This is a genomic window from Planctomycetota bacterium (assembly GCA_016872555.1).
GTDB lineage: Bacteria > Planctomycetota > Planctomycetia > Pirellulales > UBA1268 > F1-20-MAGs016.
The window spans coordinates 1-26,923 of record VGZO01000050.1; the positions used below are offsets into that span (position 1 = coordinate 1).

Genomic DNA, 26,923 nt, shown 5'->3' on the forward strand with positions numbered 1-26,923 from the left:
TTTGTCCACTCAGGCGACCGCGGGAAACGCCGAGGGTTTCCCGGGCCGCCGTCGGCCGCATCCGGCGGCCGAGCCGAGCTGTCCGTGGACAAAGCCCTCCATGGGCCGTACCTGTGCAAATCGCGTGGGAATGGGCCCGGCTGGTCCACCGGCCTGCAACGAACATTCACGAGACAAGCAGGTTGTTCCTGCATATGATATGCAAATCGGCTGGTCGCGGCTTGCCGGTTTCTTCTCCCGGGGGTGCGGTGCCATGAGCATGTGGAACGATGGCGGGCGGGTGCGGGGCCGCGGCGGGTTCACCCTCGTCGAACTGCTGGTTGTGATCGCGATCATCGGCACGCTCGTCGGGCTGCTGCTCCCCGCGGTACAAAGCGCCCGCGAAGCCGCGCGGCGGACGCAGTGCGTCAACAATTTGCGCCAGATCGGGCTGGCGATCGTCAATCACCACGATGCCCGTTTGCGACTGCCCGTCCACTCCACCGGTGCGGTCACCGTCGGTGGGCGTAGCGGTCCGGGGCTGACGAGTTTCCTGGTCGGCATCCTCCCCTACACCGAGGAAACGGCACTCGCCCAATCGATCGACCCCGCGGTCGGAATGGCCGACGCTCCCGCCGGTGACTACAGCCCGGGCGCCGCCGGGATGCGGATCTCCGCCGGACACCGCAACGCCAAGGCCGCGGCCACCGTCGTGCCGACGTTCCTCTGCCCGTCGGACACCTGGACGTGGCACCCTGGCCACGAGGCCCTGCTCGGCTCCGCCCGTTCCGCTCCGGGCAGCTATGCCGGCAACGTCGGCTGGCCGATGGCCACCCACGGGATTCCCGGCCGCGGCATTCCCTCACCGGGGTTGTCGCGTGCCAATGGCGCGATCCCGCTCGACACCGGCGACACGTCAGTTCCGGGAGCCGCCTGGCAAGTCAACCGGATCCGCCTCAAGGACTTCACCGACGGCACGTCGCGCACCGCGCTGGTCGAGGAGCGCCGGATCACCAGCCTGCTGTTCGACGCCTCGGCGCCCGATCGCATCCCCCCATCGTTGTCGTCGGGGTGCGGCGGAGGTCTCAGCCGTCGCTGGCTGGGTCCAGGGGGAACGACCGGTCCCGGGATCACGACCGTGTCGAACTGGCAGACCTACACCGAAAAGACGCCCGACCCGACGTACTCCCCGTTCCTGGGTCGCTCGTGGATCAGTGGCTGGTCGCTGGTCGCCAACACGGTGATGCACGTGTTCCCTCCCAATGGCTGGAACGGTCACATCTACGGCGGCGAGGGGAGCGGCAACTACATGGCCACGGCCAGCAGCCGTCATCCCGGTGGCGTGAACGTCTGCTTCGCCGACGGCCACGTCGAGTTCATCGAGGAGGGCGTCGATCAGATTGCCTGGTGGGCGATGGGAAGCCGCGACGGCGCCGATTGACCATCGAGACGTTCCCCACCGACCGGTCGCCGCCGGCGATCGATCAGCTGGCGGCACGCACGGGGGCGCGGTGGCGCCGCCGCCGCACGAGCCCGGCAACGATCGCCCCACCGGCGATTCCCACCAGCGCGAGCGTCGACGGCTCGGGCACGGCCTGGACCCGGAACGTCGCCGACGTGCTGATCGGACCGTCGCTGACGTGCGTCCCGGACCAGATGAAGTTCAGGTCATACGTCCCTTGCTGCGTGAAGCCCCACTGGTAGTGGGCATGATCGCCGGGGTTTAGTTGCAGCGTGTTTCCAAAGTTGGTCGCGTTGGCATCGACGCTCGAAAAGAACCGGTCGACGACGTTCGTGCCGTCAAAGTTGGTCGTGTAGAGCCCGAACGCCCCACCGCTCGGCAGCGTCGATGCACCGGGGTTGAAGCGGATCGTGATCGCCGTCCAATCGAGCGGATCCAGCTCCTCGGTGCCGAATCCGAGATTGGGCTGGAACGTCGTCGAGCCCATCACCGACACGATGGTGCCGTTGGGCACTCCGAGCAGCGCCGCAAGGCCGCCGCCGCCCGACGGCGTGAGCCGCTGCGCGTAGGTCTGGGCCCGCATCGTCGCCGGTTCGTACTCGCCGTCCTCAGTCGTCACCACGCCGTTGACGGTGGCACCGGCATGGGTGTGCCAGTGCGGGTCGAACTGCCTGTCGGCTGCGATGTAGCCGACGCCGATGTCGGCGTGGCCGGCGGTGTAGACGGCCTCCGCGCGGGCGCGACCGCCCCCGATGAGCAGCGCGGCGACAAGGAACACGGCGGGAACGTTCAAAAAGCTGCGCGACGACATCGCTGACTCCCGGATGCCAGGGTTTGGGGCCACCTGCGAACGCATTTCCAAGTCTAATGAAACTCAGTTGCGTTTGTAAAGGGGCGCCGGCGCAGCGGCACGGGCCAAGAGCCGAGCGCCCCGCCGGGCGAACGGGGAGCGGCAGCGGGTTCAGGACGGTCCGGCAGCCGTACGGCGGCGATGACCCACCTGACACTGGGGCGCCGCCACCCTCCGACAGCGCCCCACCGAGAGAGCGACCGCGTTCCGTCAGTCGGTCGCGGTCTCGCCCCCTTCGCGGGTGCACAAAGCGCGGTAGACGGTCTCGGCGATCGAATCGTCGATCCGCCGGACCGAGGCGTCGCCGGAGAGAAAGTTCACGCCGGTGGGATGGCGGCTGGTGAAGTCATCGAAGTGGTGCGCCGGGTGGTTGGGGGTGTGGTCGGCGATACCGACATTGCGGACGCGCTGGGCGTTCGAGCCGGCGACGACGCCCGTCCAGGTGCTCGACCCGAGCCGCGAATGACGCTCGCCGACGATCAGCGTCTTGCTCGACCCGTCGGTCATGTGCTTGAAGCCGATCCGGCTGTTCCGGAAGAAGACGCCGTCGCCGGCCGCCGGGTTGTCGTCGACTTCGCTGGTACCGAACACGCCGATGTAGTTCGACTTCCCCAGGTCGCACAGCGGGGCATGCGGCGGGCCGTCGACCGGCTCGGCGGGATGGTCGTCGGCCTCCTCGTGGTCATGGGCGTCGTGATCGTCGTCGGCCGCGGCGATCGTGAACGCCCCGTCGCCGAGTGCCGCGGGCCCCGGAGGATCAGATGCGCAGAGAAACACGCTCACCATGGCCCGCCGCTGATCGGCATGTCGGGCGGGGTTGGCAGGGTCGAAGATCGGCAGCTTGCGATCGATCCGGTCGAACAGTGTCGTCGCCTCGACCTGGGGGAGCAGCTCGGTGGCCCAGCCCTACCCCGGTAGATCGTCGTCCGCCTCGGCCGGATCGTGCCCGACCGGCACACCGGCCCAGCCCGAGGGGAAGCGCTGCTTGTGGTCGTGGTAGTGGTGCAGCGCGATGCCGATCTGGTGGAGGTTGTTGCGGCACTGCGTCGCCCGGGCCGACTCGCGGGCGCTCTGCACGGCCGGCAAGAGCAGGCCGACGAGCGTGCCGATGATCGCGATCACGACGAGCAGTTCGACGAGCGTGAAGCCCACCGGTCCCCGGCGGAGCCTCGTGAACCCGCACCGCCGCACCGGGCCGCTGACCCGCGCTCTAGCCACACCGCCGGGATCCATCTTCACGGTCGTCATGGTCGGCCTCCCGTCGATCCCCCCGCCGTGCATCGCCGCGTCACCCCGTCGCCATACGGCGGGCACCCAACCGATGCTCACCCCGGTCATGCTGAAGGAGAATGCAACTTTTCTGCTCGTGTCAACAAATGGCACCTGAGACCCGTCGGCATGTCGGCAAGGAGGTGTCGGACTCGCAAGGCGGAAGCGATTGTCCCATAAGCTTTTTCACGGGTACAACCAAGTCCATGTGTTCCTCCGTGGCCAGGATACTCGTCTTCGCGACCGGTCTTTCCGCCTGTCTGGCCACCTGGCCACTCGGGTCGGTCACCGACTCCGATGACGGGAGGCCATCGCTGGTCGCGCCAGCATGCCCCTCTTCCGACGGGATCCTCGTCGAGGATACCGATGAACGAGGCGAGGAGGAGGAGCGGGAAGACGATCGGTTCTTTCCCCTCATCTGCTGGTTCGCACCCCCCGGGGATGCCGCCGATGTCGCGGTGATCCACGGCGAACGGCGCCGCTGCACGTCTCCCCCGCGCCCCGCCCACAGCCTCGGGCCGATCCGCGCGCCACCGCACCGGGCCTGACGCCCCCCGTGCACTTCTGCGCGCCCTGTCGCGGGCGCCCCACCGGCGGTCCACGGCGCTCCCCTGGGCCCCGCGAGTCGCTGCGTTCCGTGCTCCGTTCCATCTCCTTCCGCGTTGCGTAGGTATGACAGCCTCCTCCGACCGCCGCGCCGAGATCGAGGCCCACCTGGCCAAGGCCGCGCTGGCACTGCCGCCGCAGGGCCCGATCGGCGTGTTCGTCGCCCAAAACGCGCTGGCCGGCTTCGAGGACCGCCCGTTCCTCGAGGCGGTGATCGAAGCGGGCCGGTTGTTCGAGGCCGAGCCGTTCCTGCCGGAGTCGCAGTACCGCGACGCCCTCGCCACGGGGAGGATCCGCCCCGCCGACCTCGAGGCGGCGCTCGATGGCGATCCGTCACCGGCGGCCGATGCCCCTCTGGCCGGTGGCCGGATCACCCGGCGTCAGCTCCACCTCGCCCTTCTGCTCCATCCGCTCCGCCTCGAAGACGACGCCGCCGTCCGCTGGACGCTGACGGAAAGCGACCTTGTCGCGCGCGAGACGGAGAGCGGTCTGTGGCCGGCCTGCCTGGAGGCCGTCGCCCTCTCGCGCCCCGCGATCCTTCCCGCGCGCCTGCCGGTGCGGCACCGCGACCTGATCCACGCCCTCCACCCCGCGACCGACGCCGACGCGCTGGTGCACCCGCTGCTCATCCGGTTGTGCGCCGCGTTCCTCGACCAGGGCGTCGCCGGCTGGCCGATGCCGCACCGCGACCGCGGTCTGCTCGGAGCGGTGGCCGGCAGCGACCCGTACGACCTGATCGCCGCCGAGATCGACCGCCTCGGCGTGCCCGCCGCCCGTCACGGCGAGTTGGCCCGCGACTCGCTGGTCGCCCTGCGCGGCTGGGCGGGCATGATCCACCAACTGGAGCAGCGTCCCGACCGGTTTCCCGTCGCAGCGGTGCCCGCCCGGCTCGTCGACTTCCTCGCCCTCCGGCTCCTCCTCGACCGCCTCGCGCTGGAATGGCTGGCTCCGCAACTCGGCCAACGCCCCGCGCGTGTCGCGGAGCGCGCCGCCGGGTTCGACCTCGCCGCGCTGTGGACCGAGCTGTGCGGCCGCCACCCGCGCCGCCGGGGGCCCGGCAGCCTCGCCCGGGCGCTGTTGCTGTGCCAGGTGGCACGGCTGGTCGGGCTCGGCGCCGCCGACATCCGGAGCCTCGGGGAGAACGAGTTGCTCGAGTTGGAGTGGGCGATCACCGCCTGCGACGGTACCGTCCGGCGGCGCCTGTTCCACCTCGCCCACGAGCGTTGTCACCGGATCGAGACCCTCGACGGCCTCACCGTCCACGCCACGATCGCCCGGCCGCCGGCGGCGTCGCGCCCCGCGCTGCAGGTGATCACCTGCATGGACGACCGCTGCGAATCGTTCCGCCGCCATCTCGAGGAACAGGGCCCCGGGATCGAGACGTTCGGGACGGCCGGGTTCTTCGCCGTGCCGATCTCCTTCCGGGGGATCGACGACTGGCACGCCACGCCGCTGTGCCCGATCGTGATGCGTCCGGCACACACCGTCGTCGAGGAACCGGTCGCCGGTGCCGAGGCGAGCCACCAACTGCGGCAAAGGATCCGCCGCGGCATGGGATGGCTGCGCGGCGGACTGGCCAGCGGGAGCCGCACCCTGCTCCGCGGCGGTCTGCTGGCAGCGGTGGCCGGCTCGCTGGCCGCGGTCCCGCTCGTCGCCCGGGTCGTCTTCCCCCGGTTCACGTCACGCCTCCGCCGCTCGGCCGACGCCCTCACCCGGCAGCGTGTGGCGACGCAGCTGCTGATCGAGCGCCAGCGCGACGAGCTGCTCCCCGACGGCACCCGCGCCGGCTTCGACGTCGCCGAGATGGCCGACATCGTCCGCCGCGTGCTCGACGACATCGGCCTGGTGGGGCGTTTCGCCCGTCTCGTGGCGATGATCGGCCACGGTTCGACGAGCCTCAACAATCCCCATGAAAGTGCCTACGACTGCGGCGCCTGCGGCGGCGGCCGCGGCGGCCGCAACGCGCGCGTGTTCGCGCTGATGGCCAACGACCCGCGGGTCCGGGCGCGGCTCGCCGGGGCCGGGGTCGAGATCCCCGCCGACACGCGGTTCGTCGGCGGCATGCAAGACACCTGCTCCGACGCCTGCGAGTTCTTCGACACCGACCGGCTCCCCGCCGGGCACCTCCAGGACTTCTCCCGGCTGCGCCTCACGATCGACGAGGCACGGACGCGCGACGCCCACGAGCGCTGCCGACGGTTCGGCTCCGCCGCCGCCGGCATCAGCCCCGCCGAGGCGCTCCGCCACGTCGAGGCCCGCGCCGGCGACCTCGCCCAGGTGCGCCCCGAATACGGCCACGCCACCAACGCCATCTGCGTCGTCGGCCGCCGCTGGCGGACGCGCGGCCTGTTCCTCGACCGCCGCGCGTTCCTCGTCTCCTACGATCCCGACCACGACGCCGACGGCGCGATCCTCGCGCGCACGCTGGCGGCGGTCGGGCCGGTCGGGTCGGGGATCAACCTCGCCTACCTGTTCTCACGCGTCGATCCGCGCCGCTACGGCTGCGGCACCAAGCTCCCCCACAACATCACCGGTCTGATCGGCGTGATGGACGGCCACGCCAGCGACCTGCGGACAGGCCTCCCCTGGCAGACCGTCGAAATCCACGAGCCGGTCCGCCTCCTGCTGGTAATCGACGCCCCGCAGGAGCGGATCCTCCGTGCCGCCGCCGGGATCCCCGCCGTCGAGCGCCTGGTCACCAACGGCTGGGTCTCGGTCGCCGCCTGGGATCCCGCCGGCGACGGCCTGGCGTGGTTCGACGGCGGAGCGTTCGTGCCCCACCGGCCCGAATGCCGGACGCTGGCCCGCGTGGCGCGCTCGGCCGATTGGTACGCCGGCCACCGCGGCAACCTGCCGCCGGCGGTAATCGCCGCGGGACTGGCCGACGGCACCTCCGCCGGCGCCACGCCCCTGACCACGGAGGCACGGCGATGACCGGCACACGGATCCTGTCGTGGCTGGTGGTCCTCCAGGTGCTCGGTCCCGCCGTGGCGCTGGCGCTGGTCGGCCTGCCCCCTCTTCTCGGCCTTCCGGCGCGGGAGCGCGGCGTGACCCGTGCGGTGGGGGCCGGATTCGCGATCGCGCTGGCTGCGGCGGCCGGGTCGCTGGCGATGCTCGCGGCCCGCGGCTTCGCCCCGCACCACGTCCACCTCGGCACCTGGTTCCACGTCGGCCACCACGAGACGACGATCGATCTGGTCGCCGACGCGCTGTCGATCCCCTACGTCTGCTTCTCCACCGGGTTGTGTGGCCTGGTCAACGCCTTCGCCGGCAAATACCTCCACCGCGAGACGGGGTTCGTCCGGTTCTTCGTCCTCCTGGCGCTGTTCGGCACCGGGATGAACCTCCTCGTCCTCGCCGGCAGCATCGACGTCCTGTTCGCCGGCTGGGAATGCGTCGGGATCTCCTCGACGCTCCTCATCGGCTTCTTCCACGACCGGGTCGCCGCCGCGACGGCCGCGCTCCGCGCCTTCGTCACCTACCGGGTCTGCGACGCCGGGCTGCTGGCCGCCGGCGTCGTCCTCCACGCCGCGACCGGGTCGGGCGATTTCGAGCGCGCCATCGCCGGCAGCTGGCCCGCCGGCACCTGCCTGCTGTCGCCGACGACGGCGCTGGTGGTGGCGCTACTGTTGATCTTCGCCGCGCTGGGGAAGAGCGGTCAGGTGCCGTTCTCCGGATGGCTGCCGCGGGCGATGGAGGGGCCGACGCCATCGAGCGCGATCTTCTACGGTGCCCTCTCGATCCACGCCGGCGCCTACCTCCTGCTGCGCTGCGAGGCGATCCTCGAGGCGGCGCCGGTGGCCGCCTGGCTCCTGGTCGCGATCGGCGCCGGGACGGCGATCCACGCGGCGCTCGTCGGTGCGGTGCAGACCGATCTCAAGGGCATGCTCGCCTACGCGTCGATGACCCAGGCGGGAATCATCCTCGCCGAGATCGGCCTCGGCTGGCGGATCGTCCCGCTGGTCCATGTCGTCAGCCACGCGATCCTCCGCAGCCTGCAGATCCTCCGCTCGCCGTCGGCGCTCCACGACCGCCACGAGCTGGCGGCGGCGCTGGGGGGCCATCCCGGTGCCGACAGCGGGCCCCTGGTGCGTCTCCTTCCCGAACGGGCGCGCACGGCGCTGTATCACGTCGCCCTGGAGCGCGGGTACGAGGAGTCGCTCGTGAACCGGCTGGTCGTCGAGCCGGTGTTGGTCGCCCTCCATGCCGCGGCCCGCGGCGAGCGGCGCGTCGTCGGCTGGCTCTCCGGCGACGGCCCGCGCCGGGAGGCTGACCGATGAACGCCACCGACGCGATCCTCGCCAGCCTCCTCGCGGCGATCGCCGTGCCGGCAGCGGGCGCCGTGGCGACACGCTTCACGGCGCTCCAGCGCTCGGCGCGGGCCGTCGCCGTGGTGTCGGCAGCGCTGGCGTTCTTCGCCGCGTGCGCCGCCGCCTGGTGGTGGCACCAGGGCGACGGCGGCGCGATCGCGCGCGGGCCCGTTGCCGCCGGCGGGGCGGCGCTGGTGTTCGACGGCCTCACGGCGCTGGCCCTGCCCTACGCGGCGCTGGTCTGGCTGGCGATCGTCGTGGCCGCGCCGAAGCGGGCCCTCGACGGCGAGTCGGTGCCCCGCCTTCTCGCCGGCGAAGCGGCGACCCTCGCCCTCCTCGCGACCGCCCACCCCGGGCTGCTCGTCCTCCTCTGGATCGCCAGCATCGTGCCGACGGTCCTCTCGCTGCGGGCCACACCCGGCGGCCTGCCCGCCGCCCGTGCCTACGGTCGCGCGATGGCGGCGGCGGTGGTCTGCCTCGCGGTCGGCTGCCTGTTGATCGTCCGCGATCCGCCCTGGCGCCCGGGCCACGGCCTGGTCGGCGACGCCGGCGGGTGGCTGGTGGCGGTGGCGGTGATGCTCCGCAAGGGGGTGTTCCCGCTCCACTCCTGGTACCCGGCGCTGTACTCCTCCGGTGCCTACGGCACGGCGCTGGCAGCGACGATGGCCCACACGGCCGGCGCCACGGCGATCCGCCTCCTCGTCGGCCACGCCGACGGCGTGGCGGCGGAGCTCGTGTTCCTCGCCCAGGCGGCGCTGGTGACGACCGCCTACGGCGCGGCGCTGGCGGTGGTCCAGCGCGACCTGCGCGGTCTGGTGGGGACGCTGGCGATGAGCCAGTCGGCGCTGGTCCTCGCCGGCCTGGCCGGGAGGCTCCCCACCGAGCTGTGCGGGGCGCTGGCGGTGTGGATCAGCGCCGGGCTGTCGCTGACCGGCATCGGCCTGGTCGCCTGGGCGATCGAGAGCCGGGCGGGGAGCGTGCCGCTGGATTCCCACCCGGGGCGCGCCGACGACGCCCCGGCCCTGGCGCTGTTCTTCCTCCTCTTCGGCCTCGCGACGCTCGGCCTGCCGGGCACGCTGTCGTTCGTCGCCGACGACCTGATCGTCTCCGGCGCCCTCGACGAGCAGTTCCACGCCGGCCTGCTCGTGATCCTCGCCACCGTGCTGGCGGGGATCGCGCTGGTCCGCGGCTGGTTCGCGATCTTCGGCGGCCCCGCCCGGGTAGACCGCCCGCGCCATCCGATCCTGCCCCGCGAGCGCGTCGTGTTCACCGCGCTGTTGGCGATCCTCGTCGTGCTCGGCCTGTGGCCCGGGCCGCTGGTCGCGTCGCTCGAGCGGATCGCCGGCACGCTGCTCGAGTCGCGTCACGACGCGGCCCCGCCGTCGCTCACCCATGGAGCCCCCGCACCATGACCGACCACGCAGCCGCCGCCCCGCGCGACGACGTCCCCCGCGGGGATCCCGCCGGGTTCGCCCGCAACTTCCGCGCCGACATCACCAGCGGCTTCTTCGTGTTCCTCATCGCCCTGCCGCTGTGTCTGGGCATCGCCCAGGCCAGCGGATTTCCCCCGGTGGCCGGCGTGCTCACCGCCGTCGTCGGCGCGCTGGTCACGTCGGCGATCAGCAACTCCGAGCTGACGATCAAGGGGCCGGCCGCGGGGCTGATCGTGATCGTGCTCGGGGCGATGCAGTCGTTCGGGTACACCGGCGGCGGCGATCCGGCCGCCGATTCCCGCGCCTACCGGATGACCCTCGCCGTCGGGATCGTCGCGGCGGCGGTGCAGGTCTGCTTCGGGCTCCTCAAGGCCGGGGTCCTGGGGGGCTTCTTTCCCACGGCCGTCGTCCACGGGATGCTCGCCGCCATCGGCGTGATCATCTGCCTCAAGCAGCTTCCGGTGGTGTTCGGCCAGAAGGCCTCAGGGGAACCGCTCGAGATCCTCGCCGAGCTCCCGGAGAAGATCCTCGCCATGAATCCGCGGATCGCGGTCATCGGCCTGGTGAGCCTGGCGATCATGTTCGGCTTTCCGCTGGTCAAAGCGCGCCTGCGCCCGGCGTGGCTGCAGCGGATCCCCGCGCAGCTGTTGGTCCTCGCGGTCGCGGTGCCGCTGGCGGCCTGGTTCGACCTCGGCCACGCCCACGACTACTCGTTCCTCGGCCACGAGTACCGGCTCGACGAGCGGTTTCTCGTCAGCGTCCCGGCCAACCTCGCCAAAGCGGTGACGAGCCCCGACTTCGCCGTGTTCACCGCCTCCCGCCACGCGGCTGTCGGCGATCTGGTGGGTGGTGATGTTTGCCCTGGTGGGGAGCATCGAATCGCTGCTCTCGGCGAAGGCGATCGACCTCCTCGATCCCTGGAAGCGGAAGACGCAGCTCAACCGTGATCTCCTCGGTGTCGGCCTGGCGAACCTCGTCGCCGCCGGCATCGGCGGGCTGCCGATGATCTCGGAGATCGTCCGCAGCAAGGCCAACATCGACAATGGCGGCCGCACCCGGTTCGCCGACGTCTGGCACGGCCTGTTCCTCCTCGCCTTCGTCGCGCTATTGCCGGGGCTGATCCACCGGATCCCGCTGGCGGCGCTGGCGGCGATGCTCGTCTACACCGGCCTCCGGCTGGCGTCGCCGCGCGAGTTCATCAACGTCTTCACGATCGGGTCGGAGCAGCTGCTGATCTTCGTGACCACGATCATCGGCGTCCTCGCCACCGATCTGCTCGTCGGCGTGGCGATCGGGATCGGGATGAAGTTCGTCATCCACGCGCTCAACGGCGTGCCGCTGGCGAGTCTCTTCAAGCCGTTCCTCGACGTCACCACCCTCGACGACCACACCGTGCAGATCGATGCCCGCGGCTCGGCGGTGTTCAGCAACTGGCTCCCGTTCCGCCGCCAGATCGAGCAGCTCGGGCTCGTCCAGGGCAACGACGTCGTCGTCAACCTCGCCGGCACGCGGCTGGTGGACCACAGCGTGATGGAGAGCCTCCACGAACTCGCGCTCGACTTCCAGCAGGCCGGACGGCGCCTCGACGTGGTCGGCCTCGAAGGCCACCGGCAGACGTCGGCCCATCCCTACGCCACGCGGAAGCGCGGGATCGTCCGGCTCAAGCGGGTCACGGCCGTCGCCGAGGCGGCGCTCGAGGGGGAGGTCGTCGCCTGCCTCCTCGCCCACGGCGCCAGCGGCTACACGGCGATCCCTTGCCACGGGGCCGGGCGCCACGGGGCCGGGGGCGCCACGGCCGACGGGGCGCTGGTGCGGATCGAGGCGATCGTGCCCGCGGAGGTGGCCGAACGGATCCTCGACGACCTGCCGGGGAAGTTCGCCCCCGCCCACCGTCTCACCGCCTGCGTGGAGACGGTCGACGTCCTCCGGCGCGAGCAGTTCTGAGCGCAGCGGTGCATCTGCTATCGTGCCGGCGTCGCCCCCGAACTCCATCCCGCGAGGAGCCCATGCGCCACGCGCCCCGCTTCGCCATGCTCCCCCTGCTCCTCGGTTGCACGCTCCCCGCCGCGCGAGGCGACGACTGGCCGCAGTGGATGGGCCCGCGCCGCGACAACGTGTGGCGCGAGGAGGGGATCGTCGACCGCTTCCCGGCCGCCGGGCCGAAGGTCGAGTGGCGCGCGAGCGTGGCGGGGGGCTATGCCGGGCCGGCGGTGGCGGGCGGGCGCGTGTTCGTCACCGATTTCGTGAGCACGGCCGACCTCCAGGCGGCGAATTTCGAGCGCAAGACCGCCGCCGGCACCGAGCGCGTGCTGTGCTTCGACGCCGCCACGGGCAAGCTGGTGTGGAAGCACGAATACCCGGTCACCTACACGGTGAGCTACCCGGCCGGCCCACGCTGCACCCCGACGGTCGACGGCGACCACGTCTACACGCTCGGCACCGAGGGCAACCTGCTCTGCTTCCAGGCCGCCGACGGGAAGATCCTCTGGAGCCGCGACCTCAAGGCCGACTACCAGACCAAGGCCGCCCTCTGGGGCTACGCCAGCCATCCGCTCGTCGACGGCGACCGGCTGGTGTGCGTGGTCGGCACCGACACGGCCCACGCCGTGGCCTTCGACAAGCGCACCGGCAAGGAGATCTGGCGGACCGGGCCGGCGCCCGAGCAGGGCTACTCGCCGCCGACGATCATCGAGGCGGGGGGACGGCGGCAACTGGTGTTCATGAAGCCCGACGCGATCTACGCCGTCGAGCCGGAGACCGGCAAGCTCCTCTGGGAGTCGCCGTACAACGCCGACAACGGCTCGATCATCATGGCGCCGGTCCGCCTCGGCGAGTATCTCTACGTCGGCGGCTTCCAGGAGAAGAACCTGCTCCTCAAGCTCGCCGCCGACAAGCCGGCGGTCGAGGTCGTGTGGCGCAACAAGCGCGCCCACGGGATCTCGGCGGTCAACGTCCAGCCGTTCGTGGCCGACGGCCTGATCTACGGGTTCCACGAGAAGGGGGATCTGCGCGCGGTGCGGATCCCCGACGGCGAGATCGCCTGGAAGAGCCCGGGACCGCTCGGCGACCGCGCCCAGGGCTCGGGGACGGCGTTCATCGTCCGCCACGCCGACCGCTACTTCCTCTTCGCCGAGACGGGCGATCTGGTGATCGCCAGGCTTTCACCCAAGGGCTACGAGGAGCTCTCGCGCGCCCATCTCCTCGAGCCGACGCAATCGGCGTTCGGCCGGCCGGTGGTCTGGTGCCCGCCCGCCTACGCCGGAAAGAGCGTGTTCGTGCGCAACGACAAGGAACTGATCCGCGTCTGGCTGGCGAAGTGATCAGGCGGCCGCGGCGGCGCCCGGCCGGCCACCGCAGCGGCGCAGCGTGTCGCCGTCGCGGTCGGCGACGAGCGTGACGCCCGGGACGTTGTCGGCAACGCGCGGGTGGAACGGCGAGCGCAGGTAGATGTCGCCCGTCGCCGGATCGACGTCGAGTGCGGTGACGTGGCCGGCGGCGGCGCCGAGGGGCGCGAGATCCCATTCCGCCAGCGGCGAGCCGTCTCCCGCGGGATCGAGAAACGCCAGCCGCCGCGGCTCGTCGACGAGCACCGCCAGGCACGAGCCGTAGCAAGCGATTGCCACCGGACCGCCCGGGGAGGGGAGCGTGCGGGCCGGCCGGTTGGTCGCCCGGTCGACGAGCACGACCTGCTCGGCCCAGGTCTCGGCGACGGCCAGCCACGGCATGGCGGGCAGGTCGAGGAGGGCACACAGCCGGCGCCGCGGGCCGGGAAACGTGCGCTCGGCCGACCGGCCGGCCAGATCGATCCGCACGAGGTTCTCCTGCCCCGGCACGATGCAGTTTCGCTCGACGACGTACAGCGCTCCCGGGGCCGCGACCATCTGTCCCGGCAGGGCGACCTCCGGCCCCAGGCTCCGCGCCCACAGGCCGTTCCAGCGGTAGACCTGCCGCGAGCCGGGCTCGTTGAAATACATCGCCTCCGGGGAGCCGCCGAACTGCTCGACCTGGAGCCACGCCGGCATCGTCCGGGTGCGGGTGCGGAGCCTGCCGCCGCGGCAGCGCGCGACGGTGTGATACGTCCGCCAGCCAGACCGCGGGTGGTGATGCTTGCCGACCACGATCACGGCGCCGGGCCCGAACGGATGGATGAACTCGACGGTGTGCGGGAGCACGGCGCTGGCCGCCACGGCCTGCCCGCGCGGCCGGTGGACATCGAGCCGGTGGCCGGCCGGCGTGCCGCTGTGCCCCTCCCAGAGGAGGCCGCCGTGGAAGCACTGCCCGCGCCACACCTCGTGCCGGCCGAGCGCGGTGATCGGGCGGACCACAAGGTCGGCGACGGCGTGCATCCGGTGACTCGCGGGGAGCGGGGCGCCGGCTCGTCGCCCCACCGGAACCTACCGCGCCGGTGCCGGCAGGGCGCTTCCCGGGATCAGCGCGACCGGGCACTCCCGGCGTGCGGGCTGAGCCGGCGAACATGGCCACGCGTGTTGAGCGGACGGCAGGCAGCGGCGTACGATCGGTGCGGTGGAAGGCGTGGGGGAAGCCCGGCGACGCGATCCTGCTTGAAAGCGATGAGACATGCCACGGCGGGAGCTATCGAAGCCTCGGCAGATCATCGATTGGCTGAATGAATGGGGCGAGGCTCTGGCGGAACCCGCGTCGATGACGCTGATCGGTTCCGCGGGTCTCCTCTGGCACGCGGGACGGCTCGGACTCGAGGTACCGTTGCCGGAGAACAGCATGGACGCGGACCCGGTGACCGAATCCGATGCCCTGGCGTGGATGTGCTATGACGCGCTGATCGGCAGCGAGTTTGAACGGCAACGGGGGTGGCATGTCAACCTGCTGCCACGGTCCGTGCTGGATGAACTGCCGACCGGATGGCGCGATCGGGCCTGTTCCGCGCGGTACGGACGGCTGGAACTGATCGTGCCCTCGGCAGCCGATCTCCTCGCCCCGAAACTCCGCCGCGGCGAGCCCCGCGACAAGGCGCACGCCGACTGGGCCCGGTTTCATGGCCTGATCTGAAACTCCCGTCCCCGCGATTGGTCCCGAAACCACTGCTATCGACAATCCGGTGATGCGAAGACTGCTCTACCAAGACGAGGCCCGGCTTGAATACGCGCGGAGATTCTGGGCCGACCCCGCGAAACGCCAGCGGCTCCTCGAGCACTGGCTCGACGAGCGCCACCCCTACCGTGACCGGTTCGTCGAGCGTTGGCGACCGGTCGTCGAGCGCGTCCTCCGGGCCGATCCGGCCGACGACGACCTTCTCGACCATGATCTCCGGGCCGAGGGATTGAGTCTCCGCGTCGTCGTCCGGGAGATTCCTCCCGTGTTCGGTGGTTTTTTCAAGCCCTCGCCTCCGGCCGGTCCGCCGGTCACCGACCGGTCATGAGCCAGCGGGACGATGGCATCCCGCGGGCGAAGTCGAGCCATCGCGGCCGGCCCGGGCTGCGTGGGCCCTGCGCTGGCTCTGCCGGGGTGTCGTCTCGTGTGGTCCAGCCACGATAATCCTGGCTGGACCAAAAAACCCGTGCGGTGCGTGACAAAGTCCCCTGCGGCACGCCTGGTGCTCCAGAAGGCGTCATCCCCGCGCACCGCTCCCGGCCGCGATCACCGCTGCCGGCACGTGTGTCGGCCGCCGGCACGCGACGGTCGCGACGGACGAGGCTCCTCTTCAGATCGACACGACAGAGCGACTGCGGCGCGAGGCGCCACGGGCAGGTCCATGTGCTCACACCCACGACTCCGGATTCCGTCTTCGATCACGACCGGTATCTGATCTGCCACCGGGCGGGTATTCTTGCCGACATCCGCGAGATTCGTGGCATCGACGAGACGCTCTTGGCGACCGTGCGGGCCCCCGTGCGTTGGCTGCGCCATTGGCTCGGTGCGTTCGCCATCGTGGTCACGTGGCTGGCTGCATGGTCCGCAGCGGCCTTGGCCATCGGCGGGGTACTGGCCCAATTCGGTATCGTGCCCCAGCACCCCAAGGACGACATCTCGGCGGCCATCGGCCTCGGAGGGATGGTCCTCGGGATCCTTCCCGCCTACCTGATGTCGCTCGTCGTTCTCCCGCCCTACACGGCGCGGTTTCACGCGCCGGGGGATGCGGGGCCGATCCTCGAGGTCGCCGAGGAGCGACGCTTCCTGCCGATCCAGCGCCGGTTCGCCGTCTCCACCCCCGACGGCGAACCGATCGCCCGCTGCTCCAAGGCAAACTACCCGCTGTTCTTCGGCACCCGGTTGACCTGCGATCGCCCCGACGGCAGCCCACTGTTCGAGATCCGTGACGCCGCCGGCATCGCGGGGTTCCCGCAACGGGCACTGCAACAGGCGACGGGTGCTCCGCGGTCGGGTTACGTGATCCGCCGCGTTGACCACGCCGACGGCGAACCACTCGGCGTGATCGCGAAGGCGGATCACGGCGACGACACGGTGGTGCTCGATCTGACCGCCGACTCCACGTCGGCGATCGATCGGCGCGTCGGGCTCGCCCTCGCGGTGCTCGTCGAATCGGGCGGCTGGATCTGAAGGGGCGTCCCCCTGTTACCGGAGCAAGCGATGCCCCGCAATCTCGTCATCGTCCACGGCGACCAGCTCGACGGCCGCTCGGCGGCGTTCGACGGCTTCGACCCGGCGCACGATGCGGTGTGGATGGCCGAGGTCGCGCGGCCAGAGACCGTTCCAGCGGTACACCTGCCGTGAGCCGGGCTCGTTGAAGAACATCGCCCCTGGCCCGCCGCCGAACTGCTCGACCTGCAGCCACGCCGGCATGCGGCGTGTGCGCGTGCGCAGCCTCCCTGTCCGGCAGGAGGCCACGGTGTGGTACGTCCGCCAGCCCCAGCGCGGATCGGCGTGCTTGCCGACCACGATCACCGCCGCCGGTCCGAACGGATGGATGAACTCGGCGGTGTGTGGAAGCACGGCGCTGGCGGCGACGGCGGGATCGCCCGGCCGATGGACATCGAGCCGATGCCGGCCGGGGACGCCGACATGCCCTTCCCAGAGGAGCCCCCCATGGAAGCACTGCCCACGCCACGGCTCGTGGGGCTCGAGGGCCGCGATCGTGCGCACAAGCAGGTCGGCGACGGCGTGCATCGGGTGACTCGCGGGGGAGCGGGGAGATGAATCCCGAACCTACCGCGCCACTCTCGCCGGAGCGCTCATCGGGCATGCCGTCGATGGCCGCCTCCGGCGCCACCGACACGAGCCAGTGGGCAGCCGGCGGATGCGGCATTTTGCGCGGATGTGTTGCGAAATCGAACAGGGTCCAGCGGTGTCTTGGATACCGCCGCCGCGGCCGAAACCGCCCCCTGCCGCGTCGCCGCCGCACCGGAAGCCGCTTCAGCCAAGGGCTTTGCGCGGGATGGCCGACGATTCGCGACAGTTCAGCGTGACAATCGTCTCATCCGGCACGCCCTGTGCTTCAGATCGTGTCATCCCCGCGGCTGCGGTGTTCGTGGCCACGGGGCGGGGGGTTCCAGCCGGTCACGGTCCGACCAGATCCGGATGCCACCCGCATCCGGTGCAGGTTCGCGGACCGCGCGGCGCCCGATGAAGTCGTGGACCAACAAGGACAAGGAGACTCACATGCACTGGAACACCAAGCGAACAGCCCGCGTGATCTGCCGACGGTCGATCATCGTTGCCTTGGCCGCCATCGTCGCGGTCGGCAGTACGGCCGGATCGCTGCTGGCGGCAGGACCACTGAAGCCGAAGAGCCGTGTGGCGATCGAAGCGACAACGAAACCTTCGGGACATCCCGCCGCATCTCTCAGCAGCCCGCCGCCAGTTGAGATCATACCACCGCAAACGACGCCGAGTTGGTTTCCCGAGGCCCCGCCCGATTACGCCCCGGGCAGCGCGACAATGAATACCAAAGATTGCGGAGGCTTCTGCTCGAGGGTGGCGACTACAATAAAGACGGCTGCCTGAGTGAGGACGAGGCACGGGCGTTGTACGACGAGATCCGCGGAGGAATTGGTGGCACGTTGTTTGCCTACCGCCTCGACAAATGGCTGGAAGGCCGGGACTACCTCCGATCAAACCCCCGGCGTCGACTCGAGATCGCCAGGAAAGTCATCGAGACGTTCAACGGAGAGGGAAATGGATTGAGCTTCAAGCAATTCAAGAAGTTTTTGTATTGGCTCGGACTGATGTGTTCCTAGAACGACGTTTTCCGAGATCAGCGATGCGTCGCGGGTGGGCAGGGCAGGCTGCTGTCGTCCTCTCTTCGATACACGCGCTCCGCGTTAGCCAAACGTGCACCGCCCTGCCGGGACAGCTTCCCGGCAGGGCGGCCCGCGCGCTGGTCGACCGCCGCGGCGGCGCATCGCCCTGTAGCAGCCGCACAGCAGCGTGATCCTTTCCGAGAGCGATCAGTCATGCGACGACGAGGTATTCAACGCTCTCGGCGGCCAAGGCGTTCAACATCTCTGCGAAGTCGCGATTCATCCCATGGCTTTCCGCTGAACGCCCAGGCCGCGACCGTGATCGGCCATACCAACTCGATCCGTTCAGCCATACCCAACCCCGCACACGCCGATGGCTCGGTGTCACCGAGCCTGCCGAGCCACTCGTGCGTCCGCCCGACAGCCGCGCTCTCCGCCGCGGCCCCGGCCGCGGGAGAGAGAGCCGGTTCGGACGCACGTCGCAACGCCTTCATCCCTCCAGTGTACCCGCGCGAGTTGGACGACCGGCACTTCCGGCGTTACTGCCGGTGAACCGGCGCGGGAGATCGCCGGGATCGCCGTCGATGCCCACTTCCGGCGGCCGATCAGGTTGTCAAAAGCCTGACCGGCAGCGACCGCGGCGGCCGGTTTGACTGAACCATGTATCGAGTTGACAATCGAACCGTGAAGACGACTCGTTTGAACATCCACGAGGCCAAAACCCACCTCTCGCGGTACTTGGCGGCGCTGCGGTCCGACGACCGGATCATCCTCTGCAACCGCAACCGCCCGGTGGCGGAGATTCGGCTGATCGCTCCCTCGGGCAAACGCCGCCGGCCAGGCATCGCCCGCGGGGAATTCACCGTACCGGCCGACTTCTTCGAACCGCTTCCCGAGGCGCTGCTGGCCGGGTTCGAGGGGCGCGGATGAAGCTCCTCGTCGACACCCACACCTTTCTCTGGTTCCTCACCGATGCCCCTTCCCTGTCGGCGACGGCCCGCGAGGCGATCGCCTCAGCCGACAACCATGTCGTAATCAGCGCGGCATCGGCGTGGGAGGTCACCGTCAAGTACGCGTTGGGAAAGCTCCCGCTCCCCGACGAGCCCGATCGCTTCCTGCCGGCGATGCGGAAGCGCGCCGGCATCGAATTGCTGCCGATCGGCGAAGCCGAGGTCTGTCAGGTCCACAAGCTGCCGCCGATCCACCGCGACCCGTTCGACCGGATCCTCGTCGCCCAGGCCACCGTGCACGGTCTTGTGATCGTCACCGACGACGCCACGATCGGCCGGTATCCTGTCCGGACCCTGTGGTGAGCAGCCGCCGGGGCCACATCGACGCCGGCCGGAGATCCCCATGCCCCGCCATCTCGTCATCGTCCTCGGCGACCAGCTCGACCGCCGCTCGGCGGCGTTCGACGGCTTCGACCCGGCGCACGATGCGGTGTGGATGGCCGAGGTCGCTGAGGAATCGACGCACGTCTGGACGAGCAAGCCGCGGATCGTGATGTTTCTGGCGGCGATGCGCCACTTCCGCGACGACCTCCGCACCGCCGGGATCGCCGTCGACTACCGTGAGTTGACCGCCGCCCCGACCGCCGACGAGCCTGGGTCACTGGCCGCGGCGCTGACCGCAAGCCTCGCGCCACCCGCGGCGAAGCGGCCGCCGCGGGCGCGCAGCGGGAGCGCGGCCGACCCCCCGCCGGGCCGGCCCGAGCGGCTGATCGTCGTCGAGCCGGGGGAGCACCGGGTCCGGGAGATGCTCGTCGCGACGGCGCGCGAGGCGGGCATCCCGCTCGAGATCCGCACCGACCGGCACTTCTTCACCACCACCGCCGACTTCGCCGCCCACGCCGCCGGGCGCAAGCAACTGCGCCTCGAATACTTCTACCGCCCGCTCCGCGAGCGCTTCGCGATCCTCATGGACGATGGCGAGCCGGCCGGCGGCCAATGGAACTTCGACGCCGACAACCGGGGCGCCTTTCCGAAGTCGGGGCCGGGCCGGCTTCCCGCGCCGCGCTCCTTTCCTCCCGACGACCTCACCCGCGGCGTGATCGAGCTGGTGAGCCGGCGCTTCGCCTCCCATCCGGGCGACCTGGCACGGTTCGACTGGCCGGTGACCCCCGCCGCCGCGCGGCTGGCGCTCGACGACTTCCTCGCCCACCGCCTGGCGCATTTCGGGAAGTACCAGGACGCGATCTGGACCGGCGCGCCGTGGCTCTACCACTCGCGCCTCGCCGCGGCCTTGAACCTCAAGCTCCTCGACCCGCGCGACGTGGTCGCCGGCGCCGAGCGCGCGTGGCGGAAAGGGAAGGTACCGCTCGAGGCCGCCGAGGGCTTCATCCGCCAGATCCTCGGCTGGCGCGAGTATGTCCGCGGCATCTACTGGCAGTTCATGCCGGAATACGAGCGGCGCAACGCCCTCGGCGCCGACGCCGACCTGCCGGCATTCTTCTGGACCGCCTCGACCGAGATGAACTGCCTCCGCGACGCCCTCACGCAGACGCTGACCCACGGCTACGCCCACCACATCCAGCGGCTGATGGTCACCGGCCTGTTCGCGATGCTTGCCGGCGTGCGGCCGCAGGAGGTGCACCGCTGGTACCTCGCGGTCTACGTCGACGCGGTCGAATGGGTCGAACTGCCCAACACGCTCGGCATGAGCCAGTACGCCGACGGCGGCGTGATGGCCTCCAAGCCCTACTGCGCCACCGGCGCCTACCTCGACCGGATGAGCAACGCCTGCCGCGGCTGCCGCTACAAGCCGACCGTCGCCACCGGCCCGGAGGCATGCCCGTTCACGACGCTCTACTGGGACTTCCTCGCGCGGCACGAGAAACTGCTGCGGAAGAACCAGCGGATGACGATGCAACTGAAGAACCTGGAGCGCAAGCCGGCCGCCGAGCTGCGCACGATCCGCCGCCAAGCAGACACCGTGCGCGACTCGCTCTGACCGGCCCGCTTCCGCCACGGAGTCCGATCCGATGCCGACCTTGCCGATGATTCCCCGGTCGGTTCGCCGGCCGATTGCCCGCGCTACCGTCGTGGCGAAGGCGCTGGTGGTGCTCGCCGTCGCGGCCCATGCCGCATCGCCGGCTCCCGCGCAGGAGGTCCGGGCCGAGCTCGGCCGGCGGCTCGCGCGGTTCGAGACGGCCTGGCAGGAGGCCGATCCGGCGACCCGCGCGTTGGCCGTGAATCCGATGGAAGAGGCGGTGCGCTGTTTCTTCTCGCTCCAGCTCGGCACCGCCGCCAAACGCCTCGACGAGGCGTGGTGCGCCGTCCGTGGCGGCACCGCGGCCGACGACGCCGATCGCCATGTCGCGTCCCGGGCGGTGGTGATCGATCCGCGGCTGGCCGACATCGGCGAGGCGCGGCTCGCGGTCGGCCTGCCGGCACTGTACGACGCGCCGCCGCGGCCGGCAGGAGCACGGATCGAGCTGGCGATTGCCGATGCGTCGGGGCGCCAGCTGGCCACCACGGCGCGCGACTGGACCGCCGACTCGATCGACTGGGATTTGGGCGCGCTCCCCGAAGGCGATCACACACTCACCGTCACCTGCGCTGTCGGGGACCGGCAGATCGCCTGTGCCACGCGCGGGCTGTCGCGCGTGGCGCGCCTCGCCGAGCGCGGTGCGGCGCTCGAGCGCGCGGCGCGCGGTTGGCCAGAGGGTGCCGACGCGACCGCCCGCGCGACGGTCGCCGCCACGGCCGACCTCGTCGAGGCGCTCGCCGACTCGCGCCAGCAGGAGACCGACTACCCCGTCGCGAGGATGGTCGCCTTGGCCGAGGGGCTCGTGGCCGGCGGGGACGGCGCGATCGCCGCGGCGGCGCGGGCCCATGATGTCTGGCTCACGCTGGCGACGGCGGCCGGGCAGGTGCCGGTCCGGCTCCGCGCCCCGGAAACGGCCGCCGGGGCGCTGCCGGTGCTGTTCCTGCTCCATGGCGCCGGCGGCAGCGAGAACATGTTCTTCGAGACCTGCGGCGCCGGCCGGGCGGCGCGGCTGGGCCTCGAGCGCGGCTGGCTGGTGGTGGCGCCGCGGCAGGGGATCTTCGGCCTCGGACTCGACGTCGACGGCCTGCTCGAGGCGCTGGCCGTCCATTTCCCGATCGACCGCTCGCGCGTGTTCCTCGTCGGCCACTCGATGGGGGCGGTGCAGACGTCGCGGCAGGTGGCGAAGCACCCCGGGCTGGTCGCCGCGGCGGTCGGGCTTGGCGGCGGCGGCACGGTGTCGAAGGACGAGGCGGCGCGGCGCGTGCCCTGGTTCATCGCCGCCGGCGCACACGACTTCGGCAAGCGCGGCGCCGAGGCGCTGGCCAAGCAGCTCACCGCCGCCGGGAGCACGGTCATCTACCGCGAGATCCCCGACGTCGAGCACATGGTGATCGTCCAGGCGGCGCTCGACGAGGTTTTCTCATTCCTCGACGGCGTCGCCGCCCGCGGCGAGTGAGCGGTGCCGTGATGCCGGCGATTGCCGATGGCGTTTTCCGGCCAGTGCCATCGCTGCTTCCGCGGCGCTGCCCAACAGATGGCGGCTCCTGCTTCCCCTTTGGGCCCCGGCAACCGGGCTGAACGGCGCGGGCGGATCACCAGCGCCGGCGGGAAAACAACGCCGGGTGGAGGGCCGTCGCGGCGGTACACCCGGCGGAGGGCGAAGGGATCGGGCGGCGAGCGGGCAGACGTCAGCCGCGAATGAGAAAAACGGACTCCCTGCCGTGCACGACGAATTGCTCGATCGCGCCGAGGTTGGCCAGCAGGACCTCGGCGATCCTCGCGGTCGAGGCGTTGCCGAGACAGACCTGCACGACCTGTGGTGGATGACCGCGCACCAGCGCCCGGGCAAGGAAGTCGCCGTCCTTGGTCACGATGAAAAACCCGTCGTCCTTCGCGAGGGACCAGATCGGCTCATCGTCGCCACTGGAGAGCCCATGGTCGCGAACGTGCCCGCTGCCGGGGAAGCGCGCCGAGAACACGTCAACCAACCGGTATGACAGGTTCTGGTCGAGCAGCGCCTTCACGCCACCGATCCCAGCAACCGCCGCTCACGCTCGGCGGCGAAGGCGAGGCACGCGCGGATGTCGTCGCGCTCCAACTCGGGGAAGTCGGCCACGATCTCAACCTCGGTCATGCCCGCGGCGAGGTATTCCAGCACGTCGGACACCGTGATGCGCAATCCCCGGATGCACGGCTTGCCGCTCCGCTTTCCTGGCTCGATCGTGATTCGCTGCAGGAGGCTCGAGTCCATGCCACGATTCTATCGTTGCGGCGGTAACGCGGGCAAAACCCCGGCGGCGATGCCACGGAAGATCGCCTCCGGCGCCCTCGTTCGGCCAGCCGCACGGACCCCGCGCCGGCGGGGATTCAGCGCGGCCCCTCGAAGACCGCCGCGCCGTCGATGACCGTGGCCACGCAGTGGGTCGTGTACTCGAAGGGGTCGCCGTCGAACAGCGCCAGGTCGCCGTCCTTGCCGACCGCGATCGAGCCCACTCGGTCGGCCACGCCGAGGATCCGCGCCGCGTCGCTGGTCACCGCGGCGAGCGCCTCCTCAGTGGACAGACCGTTGGCGGCGGCGATCGCCGCCTCGAACAGGGCGACGCGCGTCTTGGGCACGTAGGCCTCGAAGCCGCTTTGCAGCGCGATCGGGATTCCGGCGGCGCGGAGCGTCGCCGCCGTCTCGAAGCTGGCGTTCTCCGTCTCCCCGGCGCCGCTGCGGCGCATCGACGGGTGGACGATCACCGGCACCCCGGCGGCCTTGATCCGGTCGGCCACCAGATACCCCTCGGCCGCCGAGTCGAGCACGATCCTGATTCCAAACTCCTCCGCCACGCGGAGCGCCGACACGATGTCGGTCGAGCGGTTGGCGGTGACCAGCAGGGGCAGCTTCCCGGCGAGCACCTCGGCAAACGCCTCGCGGCGCAGGTCGCGGTCGGGCCGCTTGTCGGCCTCGGCGGTGTCGCGCTTGCGAAGCCAGTCGCGCGTCTTCACCAGTTCGCCGCGGAGCATCGCCACCGCCTTGCTGCGCGTGCCCGGCGACTTCTTCTCGCCCCCCGTGGCGCGGCCGTCATCGCCGAGTGTCACCGCGACCATCGCCACGGGGACCAGCGCCGCCTCTTCGACCGAGTCCCCACGCGTCTTGACCACCATCGTCTGCCCGGAGACGAGGGCCCCGGGAGCGTGGCCGGTGTGGAGCGTGGTCACGCCGAACCCGCGGACCCACTCGATGAGCCGCTCGCGGGGGTTGTAGGAATCGATCGCCCGGAGCTCCGGCTGGATCGGCTCGGCCGGGTCGAGCTGGTCTTGGTCCTGCTCTTGGTTGAGATACCCGGTGAGGCCGACCACCGTGTGGGCATCGACGAGGCCGGGGGTGACGACGGCGGCGGTGAGCACCCGGGCACCTGCGGGAATCGCCACCTGCGCCGCAGGTCCGACGGCGGCCACCTTGCCGTCGCGGATCACCACCACGCCATCGGCGATCGCCGGCCCGGCCATCGTGTGGACGGTCGCCCCGCGGACGGCGAGCACCGTGCCGTCGGCGCCGCGTGCCGCCACGCCGGCGAAGCCACCGGCCCATGCCCAAGCGGCCACCCGCAGGGCCCCGCGCCTGTCGATTCTCATGGTTTGCCTCCACGCTCCCCGAGCCGCCCCCGCCACGCCACGGCGAGGTCGGGAAAATCGGTAAACACCCCATCGACTCCAGCGCCGCCGAGGCGCTCCATCAGCTCGTCGAACGATCCGGCCCAGCGCGGCAGCGCGTCGCGCCGTGCCGTCCACGGGTGCACGACCAACCCCGCCGCATGCGCCCGCTCAACCAGGTCGGTGGCCCGGCCGTCTTTCCCGATGACGAGGTCGAGCGCCGGCCCGAGGCCATCGGCGACCTCCGCGATCCGCGCCAGGCCGTCTCCCGCGACGAGCTCGGCGGCATCGCCGCCGACGAGTTGGACGAGGTTCCCCTGCCAACCCAGCTCCCGGCGGATCCGCCGCACCTCGGCCGGATCGAAACACTGCACGTAGCAGCGGTCGGCCCGGGTGGCGTAGCCACAGCGCGCGAGGAGATCGAGCACCGACCGCGCCAGGTCGTGCCCTTCCTGACGGTGGAAGGCGGGCTGCTTGATCTCCGGATAGATCCCCACCGGCCGGCCGAGCGACTTCGACAGCCCGGCGAGAAACCGCAGTTCTTCTTCGAGGGTGGCAAGCGCCAGCCGGCCGTCGTCCTTGGGAAACCGCCCCGGATAGATCTGCGCGCCGCCGCGGTGGTCGAAGCGCTCGACGATGGCGAGCGACTTCAGTTCGGCGAGCGTGAAGTCGGCGCAGTAGAAGCGGCCGTCGGCGCGGGCCCGGCCGGGAAACCGCTCGGCCACGTCGCTGACGCCGTCGAGATGGATGTCGTGGAGGACGACCGGCACGCCGTCGCGCGTGGCGACGACATCCTGCTCGACATAGTCGGCACCCTGCCCGACCGCCAGCGCCTTGGCGGGGAGCGTGTGCTCCGGGAGATAGCCACTGGCGCCGCGGTGGGCGATCACGATCGGCGGGGCGGCTCGGGTGACGGGCATGAGCGCCATCATCGCGATCCCGGCGGCGATCCACCAACCGCGTCGCATCGGTTCCCCCTTCCCTGCACCAAGACGAACTGACCCATTGGCGTCGAGGTGTCGATCCGCCGGTCGAACGCGTGGTTCAGACCAGTTCGACCACGCGCTGATCCAAGGCGAAGGCAGCGGTGATCGTCTGCATCGATTGGGAAAAGGCCGCAATCAACGCGGCGTTGCGGCAATTTCCCAGCCGTACCCAGAGCAACCGTCCGGAGGCGGCAAGGCTCGCGAGGTAGAGGAAGTCTTCGTCCTTGCTGACCACGATCCGCTCCTCGGCGACCGCGTGAAGCCACAACTCGCGATCATCGAGTCGCTCGAGACCGGCGTCTGCGACGTGCACCGCGTCGTGCCCCTGATCACGGAGCCATGAAGCCAAGGCCGGAGGCTACTGGTTGTCGACCAGAAGCCTCATGCCACCTCAACAACGACATGATTGCTCTGCCGCGCCGCGTAGGCGATCGCAGCGAGAATGTCCTCCCGCTCGAGGCAGGGATAATCCCCGAGGATCTCCTCGTACGTCGCCCCGTTGGCGAGCAGTTCGAGGACATCGCAGACACGGATGCGCATGCCCCGGATGCACGGTTTCCCACCGCATTTCCCCGGTTCGATCGTGATGCGGGAGTGGGCCGATGCCGTTGACATTCTCCAATCATACCGCCGCCCACTTCCCGCAGCCACGCAGTCGCCGGAGAAGCCGGGCAAGTTCCTGCGGCAAAACGGCTTGGAGACCACTACCGTTCATCGCTCCCGGAAGGTGCCACGGCGAGCGGCAGCCACATCCGCGCGCCGCGCGATCCAGCGACGAGCCCTCGGAGCCAGGCCCGGTCTTCCCGTTCCGCGGGGCGCGACCGCGAGCAGCCGGCTAGTTTTTTTGGTCCATCCGGCATTTCCGTGGGTCATCGCGGCGGGCGCAGCCTCCGCTCGGTCTCTGCAGAGGGGAATGCCGGCATGTCGTCTCCTGTCGTCCACCCACAAAGATCCCGGATGGACCGTTTTTTCACCGACTGTTGACAGGCCGGGAGGGAGGGGTTAAACTGCGGTCTCCTTCAAACGTAGGCCCTCAGGATCCGCTCCTGCAAGCACCGTCCCCGTCGCGACCGCAAGGCCGCCGACGGCAATCAAAACGGCCCTATGGCGCGGAGCGGTTCGCTCTGCGGCTTCTGCCGGTGGTGCATGCGCGGGATCGAGGGGGCGACGCGCCCTCTTCATCGCGCCTGGCGGATTGCGCGTGGCGTGTCTGACGTCGTCTCG

At 70.8% G+C, this 26,923-nt stretch carries 25 protein-coding genes and 2 pseudogenes; 17 read left to right on the forward strand and 10 right to left on the reverse strand.

Annotated elements, in window-relative coordinates; all coding sequences use genetic code 11:
• The first annotated feature begins 100 nt into the window (after positions 1 to 100).
• The gene (locus tag FJ309_14260) at positions 101 to 1,420 is read left to right on the forward strand and encodes a DUF1559 domain-containing protein (protein MBM3955753.1); all 1,320 of its coding nucleotides are present in this window, start codon (positions 101 to 103) and stop codon (positions 1,418 to 1,420) included.
• 43 nt (positions 1,421 to 1,463) lie between these two features.
• Here FJ309_14260 and FJ309_14265 read toward each other — a convergent pair whose 3' ends face one another.
• The 3 genes from FJ309_14265 to FJ309_14275 form a co-directional block, all read right to left on the reverse strand.
• Positions 1,464 to 2,297, reverse strand: coding sequence for a PEP-CTERM sorting domain-containing protein (locus FJ309_14265; GenBank protein MBM3955754.1), 834 nt, complete (start codon positions 2,295 to 2,297; stop codon positions 1,464 to 1,466).
• A gap of 204 nt (positions 2,298 to 2,501) precedes the next feature.
• Complete coding sequence (locus FJ309_14270) at positions 2,502 to 3,182, reverse strand: DUF1559 domain-containing protein (GenBank protein MBM3955755.1); 681 nt, start codon at positions 3,180 to 3,182, stop codon at positions 2,502 to 2,504.
• A gap of 15 nt (positions 3,183 to 3,197) precedes the next feature.
• Positions 3,198 to 3,524 carry a DUF1559 domain-containing protein gene (locus FJ309_14275; protein ID MBM3955756.1) on the reverse strand — a complete coding sequence of 109 codons (327 nt, stop codon included), beginning with the start codon at positions 3,522 to 3,524 and terminating at the stop codon, positions 3,198 to 3,200.
• Positions 3,525 to 3,766: 242 nt separating this feature from the next.
• Between FJ309_14275 and FJ309_14280 the strand changes: the two genes are divergently transcribed.
• The 6 genes and pseudogenes from FJ309_14280 (at position 3,767) to FJ309_14305 (ending at position 13,229) form a co-directional block, all read left to right on the forward strand.
• The gene (locus FJ309_14280) at positions 3,767 to 4,108 is read left to right on the forward strand and encodes a hypothetical protein (GenBank protein MBM3955757.1); all 342 of its coding nucleotides are present in this window, start codon (positions 3,767 to 3,769) and stop codon (positions 4,106 to 4,108) included.
• A gap of 124 nt (positions 4,109 to 4,232) precedes the next feature.
• Positions 4,233 to 7,100, forward strand: coding sequence for a DUF2309 domain-containing protein (locus tag FJ309_14285; protein MBM3955758.1), 2,868 nt, complete (start codon positions 4,233 to 4,235; stop codon positions 7,098 to 7,100).
• Positions 6,956 to 8,446 (forward strand): hypothetical protein, encoded by a 1,491-nt coding sequence (locus tag FJ309_14290; protein MBM3955759.1) that lies wholly within the window; start codon positions 6,956 to 6,958, stop codon positions 8,444 to 8,446. The genes FJ309_14285 and FJ309_14290 overlap by 145 nt, the downstream gene beginning before the upstream one ends.
• The gene (locus FJ309_14295; protein MBM3955760.1) at positions 8,443 to 9,888 is read left to right on the forward strand and encodes a hypothetical protein; all 1,446 of its coding nucleotides are present in this window, start codon (positions 8,443 to 8,445) and stop codon (positions 9,886 to 9,888) included. The genes FJ309_14290 and FJ309_14295 overlap by 4 nt, the downstream gene beginning before the upstream one ends.
• Positions 9,885 to 11,853, forward strand: a pseudogene (locus FJ309_14300) (SulP family inorganic anion transporter). The gene FJ309_14295 and the pseudogene FJ309_14300 overlap by 4 nt, the downstream one beginning before the upstream one ends.
• An 86-nt stretch (positions 11,854 to 11,939) precedes the next feature.
• Complete coding sequence (locus tag FJ309_14305; protein MBM3955761.1) at positions 11,940 to 13,229, forward strand: pyrrolo-quinoline quinone; 1,290 nt, start codon at positions 11,940 to 11,942, stop codon at positions 13,227 to 13,229.
• On the opposite strand, the gene FJ309_14310 is transcribed toward FJ309_14305, so the two are convergent.
• Entirely contained in the window at positions 13,230 to 14,255 is a 1,026-nt protein-coding gene (locus tag FJ309_14310; protein MBM3955762.1) for a hypothetical protein, read from the reverse strand.
• Between the two features lie 316 nt (positions 14,256 to 14,571).
• Between FJ309_14310 and FJ309_14315 the strand changes: the two genes are divergently transcribed.
• The 10 genes and pseudogenes from FJ309_14315 (at position 14,572) to FJ309_14360 (ending at position 22,530) form a co-directional block, all read left to right on the forward strand.
• Positions 14,572 to 14,937, forward strand: coding sequence for a hypothetical protein (locus FJ309_14315; GenBank protein ID MBM3955763.1), 366 nt, complete (start codon positions 14,572 to 14,574; stop codon positions 14,935 to 14,937).
• A 52-nt stretch (positions 14,938 to 14,989) separates the two neighbouring features.
• A complete protein-coding gene (locus FJ309_14320; GenBank protein ID MBM3955764.1) occupies positions 14,990 to 15,307 on the forward strand; it encodes a hypothetical protein in 318 nt (105 codons plus the stop codon).
• A 335-nt stretch (positions 15,308 to 15,642) separates the two neighbouring features.
• Positions 15,643 to 16,446, forward strand: coding sequence for a hypothetical protein (locus tag FJ309_14325; GenBank protein ID MBM3955765.1), 804 nt, complete (start codon positions 15,643 to 15,645; stop codon positions 16,444 to 16,446).
• 30 nt (positions 16,447 to 16,476) lie between these two features.
• A pseudogene (locus tag FJ309_14330) lies at positions 16,477 to 16,584 on the forward strand (cryptochrome/photolyase family protein).
• 186 nt (positions 16,585 to 16,770) lie between these two features.
• Complete coding sequence (locus FJ309_14335; GenBank protein ID MBM3955766.1) at positions 16,771 to 17,043, forward strand: hypothetical protein; 273 nt, start codon at positions 16,771 to 16,773, stop codon at positions 17,041 to 17,043.
• 426 nt (positions 17,044 to 17,469) lie between these two features.
• Positions 17,470 to 17,850, forward strand: a complete 381-nt coding sequence (locus FJ309_14340) for a hypothetical protein (GenBank protein ID MBM3955767.1) — start codon at positions 17,470 to 17,472, stop codon at positions 17,848 to 17,850.
• An 896-nt stretch (positions 17,851 to 18,746) separates the two neighbouring features.
• Complete coding sequence (locus FJ309_14345; protein MBM3955768.1) at positions 18,747 to 19,016, forward strand: type II toxin-antitoxin system Phd/YefM family antitoxin; 270 nt, start codon at positions 18,747 to 18,749, stop codon at positions 19,014 to 19,016.
• A complete protein-coding gene (locus FJ309_14350) occupies positions 19,013 to 19,399 on the forward strand; it encodes a type II toxin-antitoxin system VapC family toxin (GenBank protein ID MBM3955769.1) in 387 nt (128 codons plus the stop codon). The genes FJ309_14345 and FJ309_14350 overlap by 4 nt, the downstream gene beginning before the upstream one ends.
• A 40-nt stretch (positions 19,400 to 19,439) precedes the next feature.
• The gene (locus tag FJ309_14355) at positions 19,440 to 21,035 is read left to right on the forward strand and encodes a cryptochrome/photolyase family protein (GenBank protein MBM3955770.1); all 1,596 of its coding nucleotides are present in this window, start codon (positions 19,440 to 19,442) and stop codon (positions 21,033 to 21,035) included.
• 31 nt (positions 21,036 to 21,066) lie between these two features.
• Complete coding sequence (locus FJ309_14360; GenBank protein MBM3955771.1) at positions 21,067 to 22,530, forward strand: hypothetical protein; 1,464 nt, start codon at positions 21,067 to 21,069, stop codon at positions 22,528 to 22,530.
• Between the two features lie 232 nt (positions 22,531 to 22,762).
• On the opposite strand, the gene FJ309_14365 is transcribed toward FJ309_14360, so the two are convergent.
• The 6 genes from FJ309_14365 to FJ309_14390 all read right to left on the reverse strand — a co-directional run bounded on the left by FJ309_14365 (position 22,763) and on the right by FJ309_14390 (position 26,314).
• Positions 22,763 to 23,107: a hypothetical protein gene (locus tag FJ309_14365; GenBank protein ID MBM3955772.1), complete on the reverse strand. Its 345-nt coding sequence runs from the start codon at positions 23,105 to 23,107 to the stop codon at positions 22,763 to 22,765.
• A complete protein-coding gene (locus tag FJ309_14370) occupies positions 23,095 to 23,325 on the reverse strand; it encodes a DUF433 domain-containing protein (GenBank protein MBM3955773.1) in 231 nt (76 codons plus the stop codon). Before FJ309_14370 ends, FJ309_14365 begins: the two co-directional genes overlap by 13 nt.
• Before the next feature lie 116 nt (positions 23,326 to 23,441).
• Positions 23,442 to 24,695: an amidohydrolase family protein gene (locus tag FJ309_14375; protein MBM3955774.1), complete on the reverse strand. Its 1,254-nt coding sequence runs from the start codon at positions 24,693 to 24,695 to the stop codon at positions 23,442 to 23,444.
• Positions 24,692 to 25,681, reverse strand: coding sequence for a glycerophosphodiester phosphodiesterase (gene glpQ / locus FJ309_14380; protein MBM3955775.1), 990 nt, complete (start codon positions 25,679 to 25,681; stop codon positions 24,692 to 24,694). Before glpQ ends, FJ309_14375 begins: the two co-directional genes overlap by 4 nt.
• 76 nt (positions 25,682 to 25,757) lie before the next feature.
• The gene (locus tag FJ309_14385) at positions 25,758 to 26,048 is read right to left on the reverse strand and encodes a hypothetical protein (GenBank protein ID MBM3955776.1); all 291 of its coding nucleotides are present in this window, start codon (positions 26,046 to 26,048) and stop codon (positions 25,758 to 25,760) included.
• 32 nt (positions 26,049 to 26,080) lie between these two features.
• Complete coding sequence (locus tag FJ309_14390) at positions 26,081 to 26,314, reverse strand: DUF433 domain-containing protein (GenBank protein ID MBM3955777.1); 234 nt, start codon at positions 26,312 to 26,314, stop codon at positions 26,081 to 26,083.
• Positions 26,315 to 26,923: the final 609 nt, after the last annotated feature.